14 protein-coding genes are annotated in these 17,163 nt (G+C 57.2%); 8 read left to right on the top strand and 6 right to left on the bottom strand.

Annotated elements, in window-relative coordinates:
* Window positions 1-69: 69 nt before the first annotated feature.
* A complete protein-coding gene (locus HF916_RS18070; RefSeq protein ID WP_168790233.1) occupies window positions 70-1,392 on the bottom strand; it encodes a TIGR00366 family protein in 1,323 nt (440 codons plus the stop codon).
* A gap of 415 nt (window positions 1,393-1,807) precedes the next feature.
* Here HF916_RS18070 and HF916_RS18065 point away from each other — a divergent pair, with 415 nt between their 5' ends.
* The 5 genes from HF916_RS18065 (at window position 1,808) to HF916_RS18045 (ending at window position 8,242) form a co-directional block, all read left to right on the top strand.
* Window positions 1,808-3,403, top strand: coding sequence for a hypothetical protein (locus HF916_RS18065; protein ID WP_168790232.1), 1,596 nt, complete (start codon window positions 1,808-1,810; stop codon window positions 3,401-3,403).
* Between the two features lie 519 nt (window positions 3,404-3,922).
* Complete coding sequence (dcm, locus tag HF916_RS18060) at window positions 3,923-5,287, top strand: DNA (cytosine-5-)-methyltransferase (protein ID WP_168790231.1); 1,365 nt, start codon at window positions 3,923-3,925, stop codon at window positions 5,285-5,287.
* Window positions 5,288-5,310: 23 nt separating this feature from the next.
* The gene (locus tag HF916_RS18055) at window positions 5,311-5,877 is read left to right on the top strand and encodes a hypothetical protein (protein WP_168790230.1); all 567 of its coding nucleotides are present in this window, start codon (window positions 5,311-5,313) and stop codon (window positions 5,875-5,877) included.
* Between the two features lie 385 nt (window positions 5,878-6,262).
* Window positions 6,263-7,357 carry a hypothetical protein gene (locus HF916_RS18050; RefSeq protein ID WP_168790229.1) on the top strand — a complete coding sequence of 365 codons (1,095 nt, stop codon included), beginning with the start codon at window positions 6,263-6,265 and terminating at the stop codon, window positions 7,355-7,357.
* A gap of 48 nt (window positions 7,358-7,405) precedes the next feature.
* Window positions 7,406-8,242: a hypothetical protein gene (locus HF916_RS18045; protein ID WP_168790228.1), complete on the top strand. Its 837-nt coding sequence runs from the start codon at window positions 7,406-7,408 to the stop codon at window positions 8,240-8,242.
* 479 nt (window positions 8,243-8,721) lie between these two features.
* Here HF916_RS18045 and HF916_RS18040 read toward each other — a convergent pair whose 3' ends face one another.
* The 5 genes from HF916_RS18040 to HF916_RS52060 form a co-directional block, all read right to left on the bottom strand.
* Window positions 8,722-10,164: a hypothetical protein gene (locus tag HF916_RS18040; RefSeq protein ID WP_168790227.1), complete on the bottom strand. Its 1,443-nt coding sequence runs from the start codon at window positions 10,162-10,164 to the stop codon at window positions 8,722-8,724.
* Window positions 10,161-10,673 carry a hypothetical protein gene (locus tag HF916_RS18035; RefSeq protein ID WP_168790226.1) on the bottom strand — a complete coding sequence of 171 codons (513 nt, stop codon included), beginning with the start codon at window positions 10,671-10,673 and terminating at the stop codon, window positions 10,161-10,163. The genes HF916_RS18040 and HF916_RS18035 overlap by 4 nt, the downstream gene beginning before the upstream one ends.
* Window positions 10,674-10,679: 6 nt before the next feature.
* The gene (locus tag HF916_RS18030) at window positions 10,680-11,108 is read right to left on the bottom strand and encodes a hypothetical protein (protein WP_168790225.1); all 429 of its coding nucleotides are present in this window, start codon (window positions 11,106-11,108) and stop codon (window positions 10,680-10,682) included.
* 228 nt (window positions 11,109-11,336) lie between these two features.
* Window positions 11,337-12,311, bottom strand: a complete 975-nt coding sequence (locus HF916_RS18025) for a S1 family peptidase (RefSeq protein ID WP_168790224.1) — start codon at window positions 12,309-12,311, stop codon at window positions 11,337-11,339.
* Window positions 12,312-12,320: 9 nt separating this feature from the next.
* Window positions 12,321-12,710: a CHAP domain-containing protein gene (locus tag HF916_RS52060; protein WP_168790223.1), complete on the bottom strand. Its 390-nt coding sequence runs from the start codon at window positions 12,708-12,710 to the stop codon at window positions 12,321-12,323.
* A 116-nt stretch (window positions 12,711-12,826) separates the two neighbouring features.
* On the opposite strand from HF916_RS52060, the gene HF916_RS18015 reads away from it, so the two are divergent.
* The 3 genes from HF916_RS18015 (at window position 12,827) to HF916_RS18005 (ending at window position 17,147) form a co-directional block, all read left to right on the top strand.
* Window positions 12,827-13,879, top strand: coding sequence for a bifunctional aminoglycoside phosphotransferase/ATP-binding protein (locus tag HF916_RS18015; protein WP_240975577.1), 1,053 nt, complete (start codon window positions 12,827-12,829; stop codon window positions 13,877-13,879).
* A 271-nt stretch (window positions 13,880-14,150) separates the two neighbouring features.
* Window positions 14,151-15,368, top strand: a complete 1,218-nt coding sequence (gene chrA, locus HF916_RS18010; protein WP_168790221.1) for a chromate efflux transporter — start codon at window positions 14,151-14,153, stop codon at window positions 15,366-15,368.
* 147 nt (window positions 15,369-15,515) lie between these two features.
* Entirely contained in the window at window positions 15,516-17,147 is a 1,632-nt protein-coding gene (locus HF916_RS18005; protein WP_168790220.1) for an oleate hydratase, read from the top strand.
* Window positions 17,148-17,163 lie beyond the last annotated feature (16 nt).

Here is a 17,163-nt window from a genome sequence, read left to right as displayed (position 1 = left end):
GGGCCGACTAAATAATGCTCGTGATCGTTACGCCGAGAGCCTCACAGGTGAGCGACCATGCTGCCTGAATCAGAACAGGTAAAGGCCAGCGATAAACACTACGCCGGAAAATAGCAACGCCGTCACACAGTACCCCATGATGTCCCGTACGCCGAGGCCCGCAATAGCCAACGCCGGCAGCGCCCAGAACGGTTGCGCCATGTTGGTCCATGCCTCGCCGTAAGCGATTGCCATCGCCGATTTGCCGAGATCTGCGCCTATAGCCTTCGCAGCGGGCATGACGAACGGCCCCTGCACTACCCAGTGTCCGCCACCGCTCGGGACCGCGAAATTGATGACCGCCGAACTCAGGAAAGCCAGAAGCGGGAAAGTGTGCACGTTTGCGATTGTGATAAACCAGTTCGTAATGACACCAGCCAGCCCCGAATGGTCCATCGTTGCCTGTATGCCTGCATAGAACGGAAACTGGATCATGATGCCGGCCGTGCCACGCGCCGCGTTACCGACGGCACGTGCGTAAGCCATTGGCGTACCGTGCAGCAGGATGCCGGCGGCAAGAAACACGATATTGACGGTATCAATGTCGAGGCTAAACCCCTTCTTTGCGAAGCGGATGACGAGATAAGCGACGATGAGCAATGCCACCAGCACCGACAGCGTTCGACTTTCTTCGATGCGCTCTGCTGCCGTCGATTGCCGGGTGATTTTCCTTACAGCGACAGGCTCATCGATGAGGAGCGCGGGGTCGATCGCGACAACATCTTCGGGCTTCGGCATCATCGCGCGTACCAGAAGCGGCAGCAGGACAATCAACGCAAGCGTGACAAAAGCGTTGTAGCCCGTAAACAGCGTCTGGGAAACCGGGATGAGCCCAATGATTTTCTCCATCGGGTTGCCCTTGGTAGCGGCCACGAGGGGAACCGAGCCGGACAGACCGCCGTGCCAGGTAAGGAAACCCATGTAGGCCGCCGCCACGAGCAAACGGTAGTCGACACCTTTGACACGCCGCGCCACTTCTCGGGCAAACATCGCACCAAGCACAAGCCCGAAACCCCAATTAATCGCACATGCCACCGCGCTGACGAAAGCCACCAGCATTGTCGCCTGCGCTGGCGTGTTCGCAACCCCACCCAGTGCAGATAGGAAGCGCTTAACAGGGCCAGAAGTGGCGAGCGCATGGCCCGTCACCAGAATCATCGCCATCTGCATGGTGAAGGCGAGCAGATTCCAGAAACCGCTCCCCCACATATACACGAGGTCGGTTGACGTCTGTGGCGTTAAACCGAGTGCTAATGCAAATGTGATTGCAGTAAGAATCAGTGCGAAAATCAGCGGATCAGGCAGGAAGCGATGAACGACCTGAGTAAAAAATCTGGCAATGCCTTGAATCACGTGGTCTCCAGCTTTGTTCGTTGATTAGAACAATGATTCTGCCACGCACCCGAATTTTCGGCAGTCAGTCACGCAAACGCAGTTCATGGGCATGAATGGAGTTGATGCCCAACGGTGAGAACATTCGGGAGCGGTAGGCTCCTGCTCCGACTTGTCGGTTTGATGTGGCGCCTGTCGGGTTTCGGCAGGCGCCAGCCGATTCGCGGCGAGCCGACGAGTCCACCGTTTCCATCTGCGTAACGGCAACAATCTCTGTCTTTATCGCCCAATACGCCGCACGCAAATCTGCACACGTACGTTTTCGTCGCAGGGCAAACGCAGATATCGACTCATGCCAAGCACCGGACTTCATGACATCAGACCAACGGCTAAAACCCAGTTTCTACAGGTTCCACAACACATCCTGGAGCCAAACATGGAAACAAACATCGCCCGTACACGCGTCATGACCATCGAAGCATCATTGATTTACTCCGTCGGTCTTCTCGCAGAGATGGACAGCACTGCTGGCTTCGGAGGAGTACGGCTCATCCCGGAGGTTTTCATCTGGACCCTGGAACAGATTAATCCGTCGCTTATCCAGCAACTGCGCGGGCTTGACCTTCTCGACAGGTTTCGGCTGCGACTCGTCCAGTATCAGGAACTTCGCATCCTCGCCGAGCCACTTAGATTCGAAAACCATCTGCGCGCCGAAGCGGAAATATGCACCGATTTGCAGGACGTAGGATATCTCGGACTTCATGATATCCAATATGCTCTGGACTACGGTGATTGGCGCCCAGCAGACCTCTCAGCGCGCCTCTGTTTCAGAAGGGTCCTACGCGCCTCCAGTGCCACGCCGTATCAAGAGGACGAAATGGTCGGCGACCTCGGCGAGCCGCTCCCTTTCGGCACAAAGAGTTTATTCCCCACCGGCGAACAACTCAAGACCCTCATAGATGACACGTCGGCATCTCTCAACTCGCACATGGCCGAACCGCTGGAAACGGCACTCAAGCATATCCGCCGCGAACTCGTCGCAAATGACGACGGCCGCGAAAGCAGGCATTGGGCTCACGTTTATACGTCCGTCCTCGGAGCCTGGTTACAGGAGGATATGCCCGAGCAGGCAGCCGAGGTGTTAGCAGCCGGACAGGCTGGAGCATTCTTCGACCAACTTGCCCGATTCCGCCACTGCGCTGAACAGGTTGAGCACATCTGGAATGCAATGGGAAAAACTGTCCGTGCGCTGGTGCTGCGCGCCGACGAACCGACAGCGTCGCTGGTCATCGCAGAGTTTTTGCGCGCCGATGACACTGCCGAGGACGAAGTACCCGCATGGACCTCGCTCCTTCGAAACATGCTGAAGCGTCGCGGCTCGGCAGAAGCCTCGGCGGAACGAAATTGGATGACTGCTATCGTAGAAACTCGCCAGACGTCCGACGCCGCCGAAAAAATCCGACATACCCCGAATGCACTACATACCTGCTATCTGATTTCCCGCGCCGATCTGCCAGAGTCGCTTCGCGGAATGGTCAGCGAACGGCAATGCCTTGCAGTGAGGTTACCTGAAGAGCGCCTTCAAACTGCGCCAACGTTGGGTGAAGCTCCCGGGCTTGAATGCTTCTTCTCCGAAGAGACCGGGCCGGGAAAAGTCTGCAAAACTCAACTGTCTGTAAGTCGGGTTTTTTGGTGCGAATACAACGCGTTGTGGCCGACACTCTTTCGTTTCCGGCGCGCCATTCCTGTCTTGTTCATATTCGACCAGCAGTGCATCCTGGTTCAATACCCGTTCGAGCATTTTTCGGACCTTCGACGAATCACGGATGTGCACCCCCGTTATCACAGCACCCTCTACATCTCAGACGGCCCATGGACGGATTGGTTGGCACAGAAAAGTCTAGATTCGCTTCCTGACGGGACGCAAATTAAGCCGACGATGCTAGAGCAAGTTATCGACCTAGGCGGCCGAATCCACGCCAACCCTTTGGCGGATACTTATTCAGCTAATCGCCCGGCGCAATCTTTCTGAGCAATTGTCTGCGATGGCCGCCCAGCAGGCGGCCCACAGCTAGGCCCATTTGACCGATCGCGAGCCTCAAGAACGGCTGCAGCTAAGGACATGATATCGAGGTGCCCCGCTGTGTTTCGGCCGCCGTTGAGGCGTCTCAGTAACGAGCGCTCGCGAAGGTACATGAACGATTCGCGGCGGACCATTTTGGTCCGCCGTTTCGTTGGTGCGGCCGTGACAGCCTCGCTCGAGCAGAATTGCGTCAGTTCACATGGCCCATCGGCCATACAAGTGACGCCGACGAAGAGGTCCGACCAGCTTCATGCTTTTCGTACGCCGCGAACCACCTCGACACCCAAGTGTCGCCCAACGCGCCAATCAGATCCGTACTTCCTCACCTAACCGCTCGCTGGCTGGCTGGCTGGCACCAGTAGTTGGGAATTTCGAAGCGCCCTGTTCAGCGTTCAACGTTTCAAAATTTTCTCGTAAGAGGCTAAAACCCGTTCGCTGTACCTGTTTCCACCACCAACGGGAAACAGGATGTCAGCGCAGGACAATATTAATCCGACGGGCGAACTTCGCGTCGTTGAGCTATTTGCAGGTGTAGGAGGATTCCGCTTGGGTCTCGAAGCAGTACACGGCGGCCCCTTCCAGGTCGTGCTCAGCAATCAATTCGAGCCTTCCAGAAAAAAACAGCATGCAAGCGAAATTTATCAAGCTCACTGGCCTGACGGCGTTCATATCAACGAGGACATCTTCAAGGTACTTGACTCGGACGAAGGTGTGAAGGCTATAAGGAACGCGCGCCCAGACGTTCTGGTTGGCGGATTTCCCTGCCAAGATTACAGCGTCGCGAAACCCTTGTCAGCATCGAATGGTCTCGCAGGAACAAAAGGCGTCTTGTGGTGGGCAATCGCGAAACTGCTCCAGCAGCGCGTACACGACGCGGAGCCAATCAAGTATTTGATTCTTGAAAATGTCGACCGCCTACTTTCAAGTCCCGCTTCGTGCCGAGGCCGAGATTTTTCTGTCATCCTCTCTACACTGCATTCCCTTGGGTATGCCGTCGAGTGGCGCACCATCAATGCAGCCGAATACGGGAACGGTCAGCGTCGCCGGCGCGTGTTCATCGTCGCTTATCACAAGTCCACCGAGACCTACCAGAAGATGCAAGGCGAAGGTCTCGCATCTGACGCCTCGGGATGGCTCACGCACACGGTCCTTAACGCAGCGCTGCCCTGCATCGCCCGGAACCCGCTGGATGGCGCGGCACCTGCCCTGAGCCTGCGCTCGGACCCGTTCGACGAGCAGTTTCATTATCAGCCTCTCTCGAATGGAAAGTCGAGGTTCGCCAACTGCGGATTGATGCTTAACGGCGCCGTGAGAACGTTCACCGTCGACGCAGCCGACATTGATGATTTCAGCGAATTCACAGGGCACGCTCATCCGCTGACGCTCGCAGACATCGTGAGTAAGACGGGTGCAGTCCCCACAGCGTTCTACATCAAGTCAGAAGATGAAGAAAAGTGGCGCGCTGCCAAAGAAGCGAAGCGCATTCCCCGAACCGTGAACGGCTTTACTTACACCTATTCCGAAGGGGCGATGGCATTCCCCGACCCGCTAGACCGCCCATCAAGAACAATCATCACGTCCGAAGGCGGGACCACCGCGACGCGGACAAAACATGCAATCCGCGAGACCACTGGTTGGCTTCGACGCCTCGTGCCCGAGGAACTCGAAGCGCTGAATGGATTTCCTCGTGGATTTACATCTCATACCGGAGTATCCGACACCACGCGAGCGATGCTCATGGGTAACGCCTTAGTCGTGCCACTTGTCCGTCGTATCGGCGAAGCTCTGTACAAAACTCACCTCAACAACCAGCACCACGCTGGCAACGCTTAACTTTTTTCCAAACGAGACACACGATGAAAACAATGCGAGTTAACCAGAAAGAACTGTCCGACGCCGACCTTGACCAGAAACTGATGTGGCTCATCCAAGAGTATGTTTCGGAGGTCAATCACCCGTGTTCGTTTAACGCCCTTGCGGAGGACGTTCTGCTAGCGGAGGACCTCCTGCAGAACGAGCGCTGCGTTATCGTGGCGGTGCCCGGGAGAAAGGCAGCCGAATTTCCCGCGAGCAACGCCAGATACGGCGCTGTCGTCATGACTCGACCTGACGACTTACGCCAAGCCAATCTGGCGCTTCGTGATGGGAAAATCTCACTACCATTCCATCCGATTTACGCTCGGCCACACCAAGAACTTGGCAGACTTCTCGTCATCTACCTGTTTGACGACTCAAAGATTTTAGAGACTATCCCCGTTACACCGGAGCTTTACGAAGACCTCTGCATCTGTGACCTGACCGCGCAGTCTAAAAATCATCCGACATTCGCGGAGCTAGAGGCGAGACGCACAAGCAATTCCGAAGACCAGGGAGTACATGTTCTGGACAATCGGACTATCAATCGAAGGGAGCAGCAAGATTAAACGGGTCGTTCCCGACGTCGACCATCTCGCCCCGCCAAAGCTGGCAACTTCTTCCTTAGACTCAAGCAGACGGATCTCACATGTGCCGCTTCCCATCTGTTCCGGGTCCCCGACCTCGCGATGTTCGGCGCTGGACAGGTCAGGGATGACGGGTTGCGAGCCACATTGCTGGGACCGAAGGCTGAGCCGGCGCAGTGGTCGCGTCTGTGCACGTACGTCGAAGCACGACGCGCCGCCGTGCTTGGCCGGATGAAGCTGAATCACTACCGCACAGACATACGCCGAGTTGACGAGACCGTTCAAGGAGTCGTGTTCAATCGTCAGTCTCTGAGCTAAAAACGCGTTCTACACGACAAATACCGAACAACTCAAATCCAGCATCACGATGCAATCACAAACTATTGAAACAAGCAACGACGATGGCGAATCGTATCGCTATCGTTACACCGACGACGCGATGCGGGCACTCGACGACTTTTGCTCAGATTATCCGTCACGTGACCTGAAAGCGATGCTCGCTGACTCTGCTCGACTTATCGATATTCACGACGACGGAACTGTCGAGTACTACGAGCATCTTGACGTAGAAGTGATAGGTCAATGGGTCTTCGGCACAGGTTGGGACAACCCTGAACCTTACCACTCTAAGAATGTGTCTCTGGTTCGCGAGATACTGATGCATTACTGCGCCGTGATGCACTGCGCGTCAGGATATGCAAATCGCTCATACGATTCCAGCGTTCGCTTCCTGAACGATGAGGCTGGGCTGGAGACGCTATCTTCTTCAGACCGCCAGCTCGCAATTGATTGCCTCAAATATCCTGGCTTATCCAAGGCTGCGCAGACGCTTATTGAACGCCGAAGGCATCAAACTCGGGTGCGCAAACATGATAGCGCCCGTCAAGCGCAACATTCACGAATCAGCCCTGCTGATTGGCCGGACCTTTTTCAGCCAACCGAGACGCCACTGCATTTCGGCACATACAACCGTGTGTCATATGAAGCGCTTCCCGACCAAATTCGAGAACTTACCGACGAGCAGTTCGTGCTAGTAATTCCCTGCGAGAAATGCAGCGACCTGGACGTTTCCGCACTCACGCAGCGCGCCGATTCGAGGCTCATCCTCCGCATAGACACTGACGGGAATCCAGTCGCATGTGAGGCATTTGCAGGTGGAGCGCTACGCATCCCTATTGTTGCGAATCGCAATCTGCTCAAGAAGGTGCGCAGTCATCTCGCAGTGGCTTATGTGTTTCCACAGCATGCGCTCTTCGTCGAATATCCATGGAGTCAGATGACGTTAGGAAAAAAGCGACTGGAAGAGGCGGAACTGCTCGAGCAACAAGCACGTAGGGACCCTGCCCTCGTGTCTGCCACATTGGATGGCATCCTGCCGTGTCGATTCATGGTCAACCGAATCGCCGGTCTTGCGGTCGGCAAACCAAGTTTGGATGTCTGGATGGACGACATCCCGTTCTGAATCAGGGCATGAACCACTCACCACTTACACCAACTGATATCTGACATCATGTTCAACCACACCGACTCCCTTGTACCGCGAGACGACGTATTGAAGCTCTTTGAGAACGCGAAGGCGCTGCTTGAGCTGCATCAGGATAACAACGTTGAGTTCTGGCAGAACATTGATGCAACCGCTCTGGAAGTTTGGCTCCGCGAGGACCACCCTGACAAGGCCAACATCCTGAATTCACGTGCCGGCCTTTCGGACATACGCGAGCTGCTCTCCAGACATCTTGCGAAAATGCGCTGCGCCGCCGAGTGGGTTCACCGCATATTTGAAGTAAGTATCCCCGAGCTGAAACCGAGCCCCGAATATTCCATGCAGTTTTCTGAACTATGCGATGACTATCCCGAATTTCTTCGGGATGCGTACATCCACTACGGTCTTGCACAAGCGGTGCAGACACTCATGACACGATGGTATCTGCAGCCGAAGGCAATTCTCGCGGCTGGTGAAAAGCGAGCTCTGCCGCACGCCTTCATCAAGGCGTCAGACAACGAAGTGCTAACTCGGCTGCTTTCTTTGCGATGGCATGCCGGAGACCGCTACTATGCTGACACGGATTTGTTGCGCCCAATCATCGGAGACGCATGCTGCGAGCGAAAGGTCCTAATTTTCACCGGCCTGGACGGATGGGAGAACGACCCACTATCGCTCGTGTCGGACAACGCGAGGACAGTCGTAGAGCAAGGCCCGAGAACAAGCCGTTTGACGGAAACGTTTTCGGATGGGCTTTTGCGCCTACCAATCACATCGAGCGTTGGATATCTCGATGACGTCAGAAGCCGGGTTGCCGTGCTCTATCTTTTCAACAACGGAGCGTTGTTTGTCGAATACCCGTGAAACCGGTTTGGCGCAGGTCGTCAGCGACTCGAGCAGGCCTATGAGACATTCCGCAGGAGACGGCCAACACAAGGAACGCAATTCCCGATTGAGCAACGTGACGAAGTTGACGAGATTGGCATCTACCTCAAAGAGTCTGTGCGCGAGCTGTCCGAGTGCGGCGTTAAAGCACTGAATGAATCGGTACCTCAGTCATCTCCGCCGATTCTACATTCAGCCTAGCGGCAACTTCCAGACATCGGCAGGTCCGGATTGGAGGAATAGCGCCACTGTTATGAGGATGTACCAGGTCCTATCGACGTATGCCCGCGCTACTGGAGGCGAGAAATGGGCGCGCGTCGTATGCCGACTTCCACGTAGCCGTCTATCCCCCCCAGCTAACCCCTCGCCCGCTAATACGCTACACGCTCGAAAGTGCGAATGCGGCGGTTCAAAGGTAACTTGTCTTGAGGTCACTGCGACTTCCGCACGCCCCCCTATCAATGGACGCCTAGCTGAACAGTGCCCTGAAGAAATTGCGGGGTGCCCACACAGCGCTGCTGGAAAGTGATATTCAAACGCGCAATTTCCCCGGCTGAATCGCGGTCCAACTCGTTGACTGTGAATTTACCCTCAACTTCATTGCAAGCGTGGCTCGAACCGGAAAGCGAAAGCCCGGGCCTGCCATCGTCCTGAAACGGATACCTCTGAGCGCGCTGATACGTCTTTGTCGCAAGTTTTTCATGCATAGGTGCCGCGATATCGAGCTCCCAACCATCTTTCCCGTCGAATGTGATTTCCATACTCTGCGTGTCAGGTTCGCTCACTTTTATCCAGGTATTAGAGCTGGACATGTCGACCTTGTGGCCTCCGCTAATGAATTCGCCAGTTGGTCCTTCGAATTTCAGGCTGCCGCATATCCGGTGGTCCTGCTTCCACCCCGCCTGAGACGCGACAGATGCGGCAGGCGTGCAACAGATTGCCCCTGTTGTTCCTGTCGCCTGGCGAATATTCTGGTTCCGCGTTGCATCGACGACTGCCTTCCCGAGGAAAATGTCTTTGCTGTTCGGTCCGCTCACGTGTGTCACAGGTGGGCGTGTTTGCGCATCCAGTTCCGGGGACGTTATCCTGGAGACAAAGTCAGCAACCGATAGCCTGTTGTTCGATTTCCTCATCTCCTGGTCAACCAGATAAAGCCGGCGCGCGATCGGGGCCAACGAATCAGTTTCAGGGCTCGCTGGGTCAGGCGCCAGAGGCACCCTCGTGCCTGGCTCGGCGGAAAAGATGACAGGGTTCGGAGCATGAAATTCGTTCTGGAACCGGAGGATCGCAGCCACGGATGCGAGACTCCGTGAAGCCTGGCTGGTCAGCACCGGCGATTCGAAGGATCGCGCCTTTCCGTCGTAGCAGGTGTCAAGCAACAGAACGAATGGGATTTTCATCGACTCGAGCGTATCGACCAGTTCACTCGCATAAATGGTGTGCTTCGCAAGCTCTTCGATGTCCAGTCTCTCCATTGGACTCCCATATATAAAATCGCCGGGGACCGAAAAATGATTCCACGCGACGCCTTCGGAGACACCGTGACCAGCGAAGTACACAACCAGCAGAGGCTTCGTCGGACGTCTGGTTTTTATCTGGCCGGCGACAGCCTGCAGTGCGGCGTAGAAGTCCCCCTTCGTGAGGTAATGGCCCTGGGCCGAAACCAACGTAACGCCCGACATCGCCCCGTGCTGGAGAAGTATCTGTGACACGCGTCGTGCACTTGAATTCGCCCCAGTCAGGTTCTCAAATCCGTGCTCGCCAGCCTTTGCCGGCAGAAAATAGTAGGAAGACCCCGCCGCAAGAAAGAACACCTGGAAAGCCTGCTGGGCCCAGAGCCTTGCGCCGGGGATGACCATCGCAGTCAACACTATCGCAAAAAACACAATGCGACGAATCATTTCCCGGCTCCGCCGGGAGGTGCATCCCGGGCTATTGATGCCTTGCAGGCCTGCGCCAGCCTGTCGGCCTTGATCTTAAGCGGCTTGCTGTCTTTGGACTGACCGGTTCCCGACCAACCCGATCGATAAGAGTCTGCCGCCCGATAAAAATCCCCCAAGGCGTCGGCCACATCACTGTCCTCTACAAAAATACTTTGCCCCCAGTAGGCCGCTACCAACTGTGAGATCAAGACGTTGAAGTTCTTCTGGTCGACATGGCCTGAATCTGTAGCAGCAGCTATTTTCCCCGCGAGAGTAACGATAGATCGGTATGTGTCCAGCTTTTCAAGCCACAGCTTGCGATGAAATTCAATCTCATCTTTCTTCGTCAGAAGTTCGTTTTCGAGAACAACGCGGTTCCGTTCCCCGGCGTTAAATTGCCAGACGCCGACCAGAATGCCTGCAACCGTGATCACTGGTGCAAGCGCCGCAAGCCAGACGTCCCAGTTGCGCTTTTTATCCTCATCCATTGCGGGCTAGTCCTCGTTGAGCTTGAACTCCTTGTCCACTACGGGGCGATTCTGGTCTGGCGGCTTTGTTCGAAGCCGCATCAAGCGGCGCCCTTGAGCATCTGTTTTAAATTGAAGCAGATACGGTGATGCACCATCACCGTCAATCTGAAGCAATGTATCTCCATCCTTGGTCGACACAGACCACTTTCGCTGCGTCGTTAGCAGATGGCCTTTCGTGCAGCGCCTGATCGCGACCTGATGATTCTTCGAGAACGTGTACGTCTCGCCACCGGCACATTCGTCGCCAGCGCCCATTGAAAGTACGATTCGCTGAAAGATCCACTCATGCGAAGAGCTGCCCGACAACAGAGACGATGGGTCATCGTCAGCGATTGCGCCGGTCACGAAAAGGCCGAGCCAACAGATTACGAACGCTCGAAGCATCTGCTCCATTGGTCGCGTCCTTTGCGGAGAACGAATATTGAATGGGCGCCTGAACCGCAACCGCACCAGGCGCAAATCCCGACTCATTGGGTATCGAAGCGCATGGTCGGTACTAGCACGATAGTAAAGACGGGGCTAAGAACCAATCTTCCCAGGGTAAACAGCAAACTGGGCTTTTTGACCGCATTATCGGGAACGGAGACCGTGAAGAAGTAGATGCGCCCTTACCTGCCCTGACTACTGCCAGAGCCCGCAGCTTGGAGATTGCTTCTGCACATAGATTGGCCCAGATCTGAGCGTTCCGCCACATTTGTACATATAGGACACGTGTCCCAGCAGATCTTTCGTGGAATCCTCGTCCCTCCCCTTCTTCCCCGGAAACAGCTCGATCTCGCTATCCAGATGCCCAACCAGCCTGGCAGCCATCAGCTTGTCGCACTCCCTGACCGGATCGCTGCCGCCGTCCATCCAGCCCGTACTGTCATGCCATTCCGTCTGACTCCTCCACGATTCAATTCCATTTTCCCTGGTGCGGCAGCTCGCGTAGCAAGAATCCGCGAATATCACTGGCTTATCAAATCCAGCGCGCACACTATGTTTTTTTAGCAGTGCTATTGCGGGTGCAATGGGTATCAGGTCATTGTTCTGCGATCCCGGTATCCCCCCTCCCTCAACCAGTGCGATCGCGAAACCAGACTCATTGAAGACAGGCCCTCCGCTGTTGCCGGGTGAGAGAAGACCGTCAGCCTTGTAAAATCCCAGCTGCGATGTCGTGTTGGTGATTGATATGGGAGACGGCGCAAGCCCTTCATTTTCTGGAAATCCCAGAGCAACAACACGGTCCAGCACCTTCACATCGTTGTCGCTTACGGCAACCGAGTAACGGCACGTCGCCGATTGCGGTAGCTGCCAAAGGGCAATGTCCGAATTCTCGTCCGCATCACGAAACGTGACAGGAAATTTGGTGCCTGATTTCTGACCGATCACGGCTACCAGCTGCTGACCGGTGAGCGGCTTGACATGATTGACAGTCAGTACATATCCATCTTGAGAAACGATGAATCCAGATCCGTGGGTGACCATTTCTCCGGCACTATTCTCAACTTCGAGATACACAACAGCATGTGAATTGATGGATACTATTTCACTTGGCGTCACACCAAATGCACCAGAACTCGTTACAAAGAGCAATACGTGCAGGAGCCTCTTCACGGCTATCACCTAAGGTGCCTGGATATATGTGTTTAAGCGCATGACGCACGGAACACGCTTGTTGCCGACAGTACGACTCGTTTTCGTACTCCCTGTCAAAAATTCTTTCTCGCAAATAGTACTCGAGTGCCCTCCCGAGCTCGTGTTGCCGCCGACTAGCACTACGTGTCCGTTTGCCGGAGGCGTCTTGACAAAGGCAACATGACCGAGACCCATCGTTTTTCCAGACAGGTCGTAGCAGGTGAAGACAGCAAGATCCCCGACCTTCGGCTCGGCCGTTCTGTTAAAGCCCTTTGTATCGAGGAAGGATTGCGACGCAGCGTTCTTGGTGCCCGGCTTTCCGTTGCGTTCGAGACACCAATTTGCGAATGCGGCGCGAAAGCGGGACCCGTTTGCCAATCCCAATCACCGTCTGGTGTGAGAACGAAGGCCAACGCCTTGCGGGCCACTTCGATGCTCGCCGTGCAAGCGGGTTTGTACGCGAATGCCATGGCGATCTGCACCTCGATAACGTCGTGCGGCGCGGCAAGCGCGTGCTCATGTTCGACTGCATTGAATTCGACGACGCCTTGCGCTGGATCGACGTCGCCAGCGACCTGAGCTTTTCCCTCATGGATCTACAGGCACACGGGCGGCAGGATCTCGCGGCGCGGCTGTTGAACGTCTGGCTGCAGCAGAGCGGCGATTTCGCCGCGCTGCCGACGGTGCATTACTACATCGTCTATCGCGCGCTGGTGCGCGCCCTCGTGGCATTGCTGAAAGCACGCAATCACCCTCAAGAAACAGGCCTCGCGCCAGCCGCTCCATACCTGAAACTTGTCGAGCGTCTGATCATGCCGCCGAGTCCTTACCTGCTGCTGTGCCATGGCTATTGCGGATCAGGCAAGTCGGTGGCGAGCGAAGCGCTCGTGAATCTGTTAGGCGCCGTGCGACTGTCGAGCGACGCCGAGCGCAAACGCGCCCGCCCCTTCGCGGCGGTGGATACACGGCCTCTTCCCGCGGCTGCCTACTCGGCCAGTGCGATTGATCTGCACTACGATCTGTTGCTGCGACTGGTGCAACAGGTGTTGCGGTCCGGGTATCCTGCCGTGGTCGACGCGACATTTCTCAAATGTCGGCATCGCACCCGTTTCATCGCCCACGCACAGGCGCTTGGCATACCCGTGTTCCTGCTCGATTTCCATGCGCGAGCTCGTCAACTTGAACAGCGCGTACAGGCGCGTGCCGCTGTTTCTCACACGGAGTCGGATGCCGGGCCGCTCGTGCTGATCCGACAACTCGCAAACGAGGAACCGCTTTCCCCTGAAGAAATGGAGCGAACAGTGAGCTTCGATACAGAAGTGCCGATCGCAAATTTTTCCCGTCTCGATTTCGCAGAGAGCAAGCTTCGAGGCTTTACTACCGTCCGCCGCACCACAATGTTCGAGTACATGACTGTCTCCTGCAAAAATATAGAAGGATCGCCGGAATGCGGATTCGCGCGACGCCGCGCCCGATCAGCCGTCCGGCCGCAGCGAAAACAGTTCACTCTGCGACGTGGAGATCACGTCTCTATCGAAGCTCGGTAGGGATCGGGGCACCCGCTCCCATGCTCAGATCGCAACGAATAGTGAACTCGATGCGAAATTGTTCTTCTGCGCGGGTAACCTTGGTCGCAAGGAATAGATCATCGACGCGATTCGCACTCGCCGGTTGACTTGCATCAACAGCTCGGCAATGTCGGCCTGAGCGTGCGTCCGACCGGTTTATTACGAGCGCGATTATGCGACGCTGCACCTCGAAGGGCAGGCTCGTGCTATTTTCCGAAGCCCATGACAGAGTTACTTACACGAGCTTTTCATGCGCAACGCGGACATCAAGACGTCTCTCGCCGCTCCGGCACATAGTTCGCCGTGGGCCCTCTTCTGCATCTTTCTGCGGCTCGGCCTGACTTCGTTCGGTGGCCCGGCGGCTCACCTTGGCTACTTTCGCGACGAATTCGTCATGCGCCGACGCTGGCTCGACGAACATACGTTCAGCGACCTGGTCGCGCTGTGCCAGTTTCTGCCGGGACCGGGAAGCAGCCAGGTCGGCATCGCAATCGGGCGGCTGCGCGGCGGTATAGCCGGGGCGGTAGCGGCCTGGCTCGGCTTTACGCTGCCGTCGGCGCTCCTGCTCGTGGCTTTTTCGTCGGGCTTCACGCATCTGTCGGATTCGGCTTCGCTTCACCTGCTGCGGGGGCTGAAGATCGCGGCGGTCGCGGTGGTCGTCCAGGCGGTCTGGTCGATGGGACGCATGCTTTGCCCCGACCGCGCACGCGCGACGATAGCGGCGGCCTCGGCTATCACCGTGATCCTGCTCGGCGCGGCCCACGGGCAGCTTGCGTCCATCATCGCCGCCGGGATTGCTGGCATCGCATTCCTGAAGCCACCGACCGAGGTGCCCAGTGTGCCGCTCGGCATGCCCGGGTCCAAAACCGGCGCGCTCGCTTGCCTTGCGGCCTTCGCCCTGCTGCTGTTCGGATTACCCGCGATAGCGGCCTGGCTCCACAACTATCCGCTCGATCTGTTCACGGCCTTCTATCGGGTCGGCTCGCTGGTATTCGGCGGTGGACACGTCGTGTTGCCGCTACTGGAAGCGGTCGTCGTGCCGCGCGGCTGGGTGTCCGCGAACGCGTTCATGGCTGGCTACGGCGCGGCGCAGGCGGTCCCGGGCCCGCTATTTACGTTTGCCGCGTTTCTCGGCGCCGCCAGCAGCGGACATCCGGCGGGCATCACGGGCGCACTGATCGCCACCGTGGCAATCTTCTTGCCTTCTTTCCTGCTGGTCGGCGCGGCGCTGCCCCTGTGGGGCGAGTTGCGCGCGTTCGCGCCGATGCGCCGCGCCATGGTTGGCATCAACGCCGCCGTGGTCGGGATTCTGCTCGCCGCGCTGTACGACCCGGTGTGGACCAGCGCAGTACACACCGGAAGTGATTTCGCGTTGGTCGTCATTGCGCTCATGCTGCTCGGGTGGTGGCGAGTGCCGTCGTGGGCGGTCGTGCTGATCGCGGCCGTGCTCGCGTGGTGGGTCGTGTAAAGCCGGTCCATCTGTTTTGCCAGGCCGGAAGATTCCCGGCGCCGGACGAACGGCTCCAGTCGCAGTCCGTTGATCCAACTCAACGGGCGTTCCTGCCGCGCGAGTATGGTCTAGGTACCACCTCCACGGCCATCAGGGGACCACCACATGAAGCATTCCGCACATCCCGCCGTGCAGCCGGTCGCGGATCAGGCCCGGGAACAAGCGCAATCACGCGGGCATTTCTATCTTGTCGGAGGCGGCATCGCGTCGTTGGCGGGCGCCGCCTTTCTGATTCGCGACGCCGATGTGCCCGGCTGTCTGATCACGATCTTCGAAGCGCTCGACAAACCGGGCGGCAGCCTCGACGGCGGCGGTTCGCCACAGGAAGGCTACGTCGTGCGAGGCGGCCGCATGCTCGAGAGCAAGTACCTCTGCACCTACGATCTGTTCGACTCGATCCCCACGCTCGACGGCCGCAGCAGCGTCACGAAGGAAATCTTCGACTGGAACGAGACGATCCGCACTTCATCGAAAGCGCGCCTCGTGCGCGATGGCCGCCGCGAAGACGCGCCCGCTTACGGGCTCACCGAGATGCAGTTGCTCACGCTTGGCCGTCTTTCGCTCGAACCCGAAGCGCTGCTCGGCAACAGCCGGATTTCCGACCATCTCGATCCCGCCTTTTTCGAAACCAACTTCTGGATCATGTGGTGCACGACGTTCGCCTTTCAGCCCTGGCATAGCGCCGCCGAATTCCGCCGCTATCTGCTGCGTTTCGCGCATATGACGCCGGGCTTCAATCAGTTGCACGGCATCATGCGCACCGTCTACAACCAGTACGACTCGATGGTGCGGCCGTTGCGCAAATGGCTCGATGACCGCGGCGTGCGATTTCGCGCCAACACACGGGTTATCGATTTGCGATATGACGAAAGTGGCGCACTGAACCGCGTCGCGGGCATTGTCTGCGAGCAGGACAATCGCCGTGTCGAGATTCCGGTCGGCGAAGACGACAAGGTCATCGTGACGCTCGGTTCAATGACGGCAGGATCGAGCCTCGGCAGCACGAACCGCCCTGCCGCGTTCAATCATGACGACAGCAGCGGCGCATGGGCGCTGTGGAAAACCATCGCCGCCGGGCGCACCGAATTCGGCCATCCGTCTATCTTCGCCGATCACGTCGACGAATCCAGATGGCTCTCCTTTACCGCGACGCTGCACGATCCGACACTTTCCCGTCTGGTCCGCGACCTGACCGGCAACGTGCCAGGTGAAGGCGGTCTGATCACGTTTGCTCAATCGAACTGGCTCGCCTCGATCGTCCTGCCGCACCAGCCGCATTTCATGGGACAGCCGAAGGACGTCGAGGTGTTCTGGGGTTATGGGCTGTTCGTCGACCGGCCGGGCAATTTCGTCGGCAAGCCGATGATCGAATGCACCGGCCGCGAAATCTTGACGGAGCTTCTCGGCCATCTGCGCATTCAGGAGCAAGCGGCGCCGATTCTCGACGACGCGATCTGCATTCCATGCCTCATGCCGTTCATCACCAGCCAGTTCCTGCGGCGCAAACGCGGCGACAGGCCGGAAGTGGTGCCCGAGGGCTGGGCGAACCTCGCATTCGTCGGGCAGTTTTGCGAGTTGCCGAACGACGTCGTGTTCACCGTAGAATATTCGGTGCGCTCCGCGCAGACCGCTGTGTACACACTGCTTGGGTTGAACCGCTCGGCTTCAGCGGTGTACAAAGGCCAGCATGACCCACGCGTGGTGTACGGCGCGGCTTCGGCGCTGCACAGCCACTAATCCCGTTACAGTTTTC

The organism is Paraburkholderia aromaticivorans, from assembly GCF_012689525.1.
Taxonomy (GTDB): Bacteria; Pseudomonadota; Gammaproteobacteria; order Burkholderiales; family Burkholderiaceae; genus Paraburkholderia; species Paraburkholderia aromaticivorans_A.
This window is presented reverse-complemented; position numbering and strand designations above follow the sequence as displayed.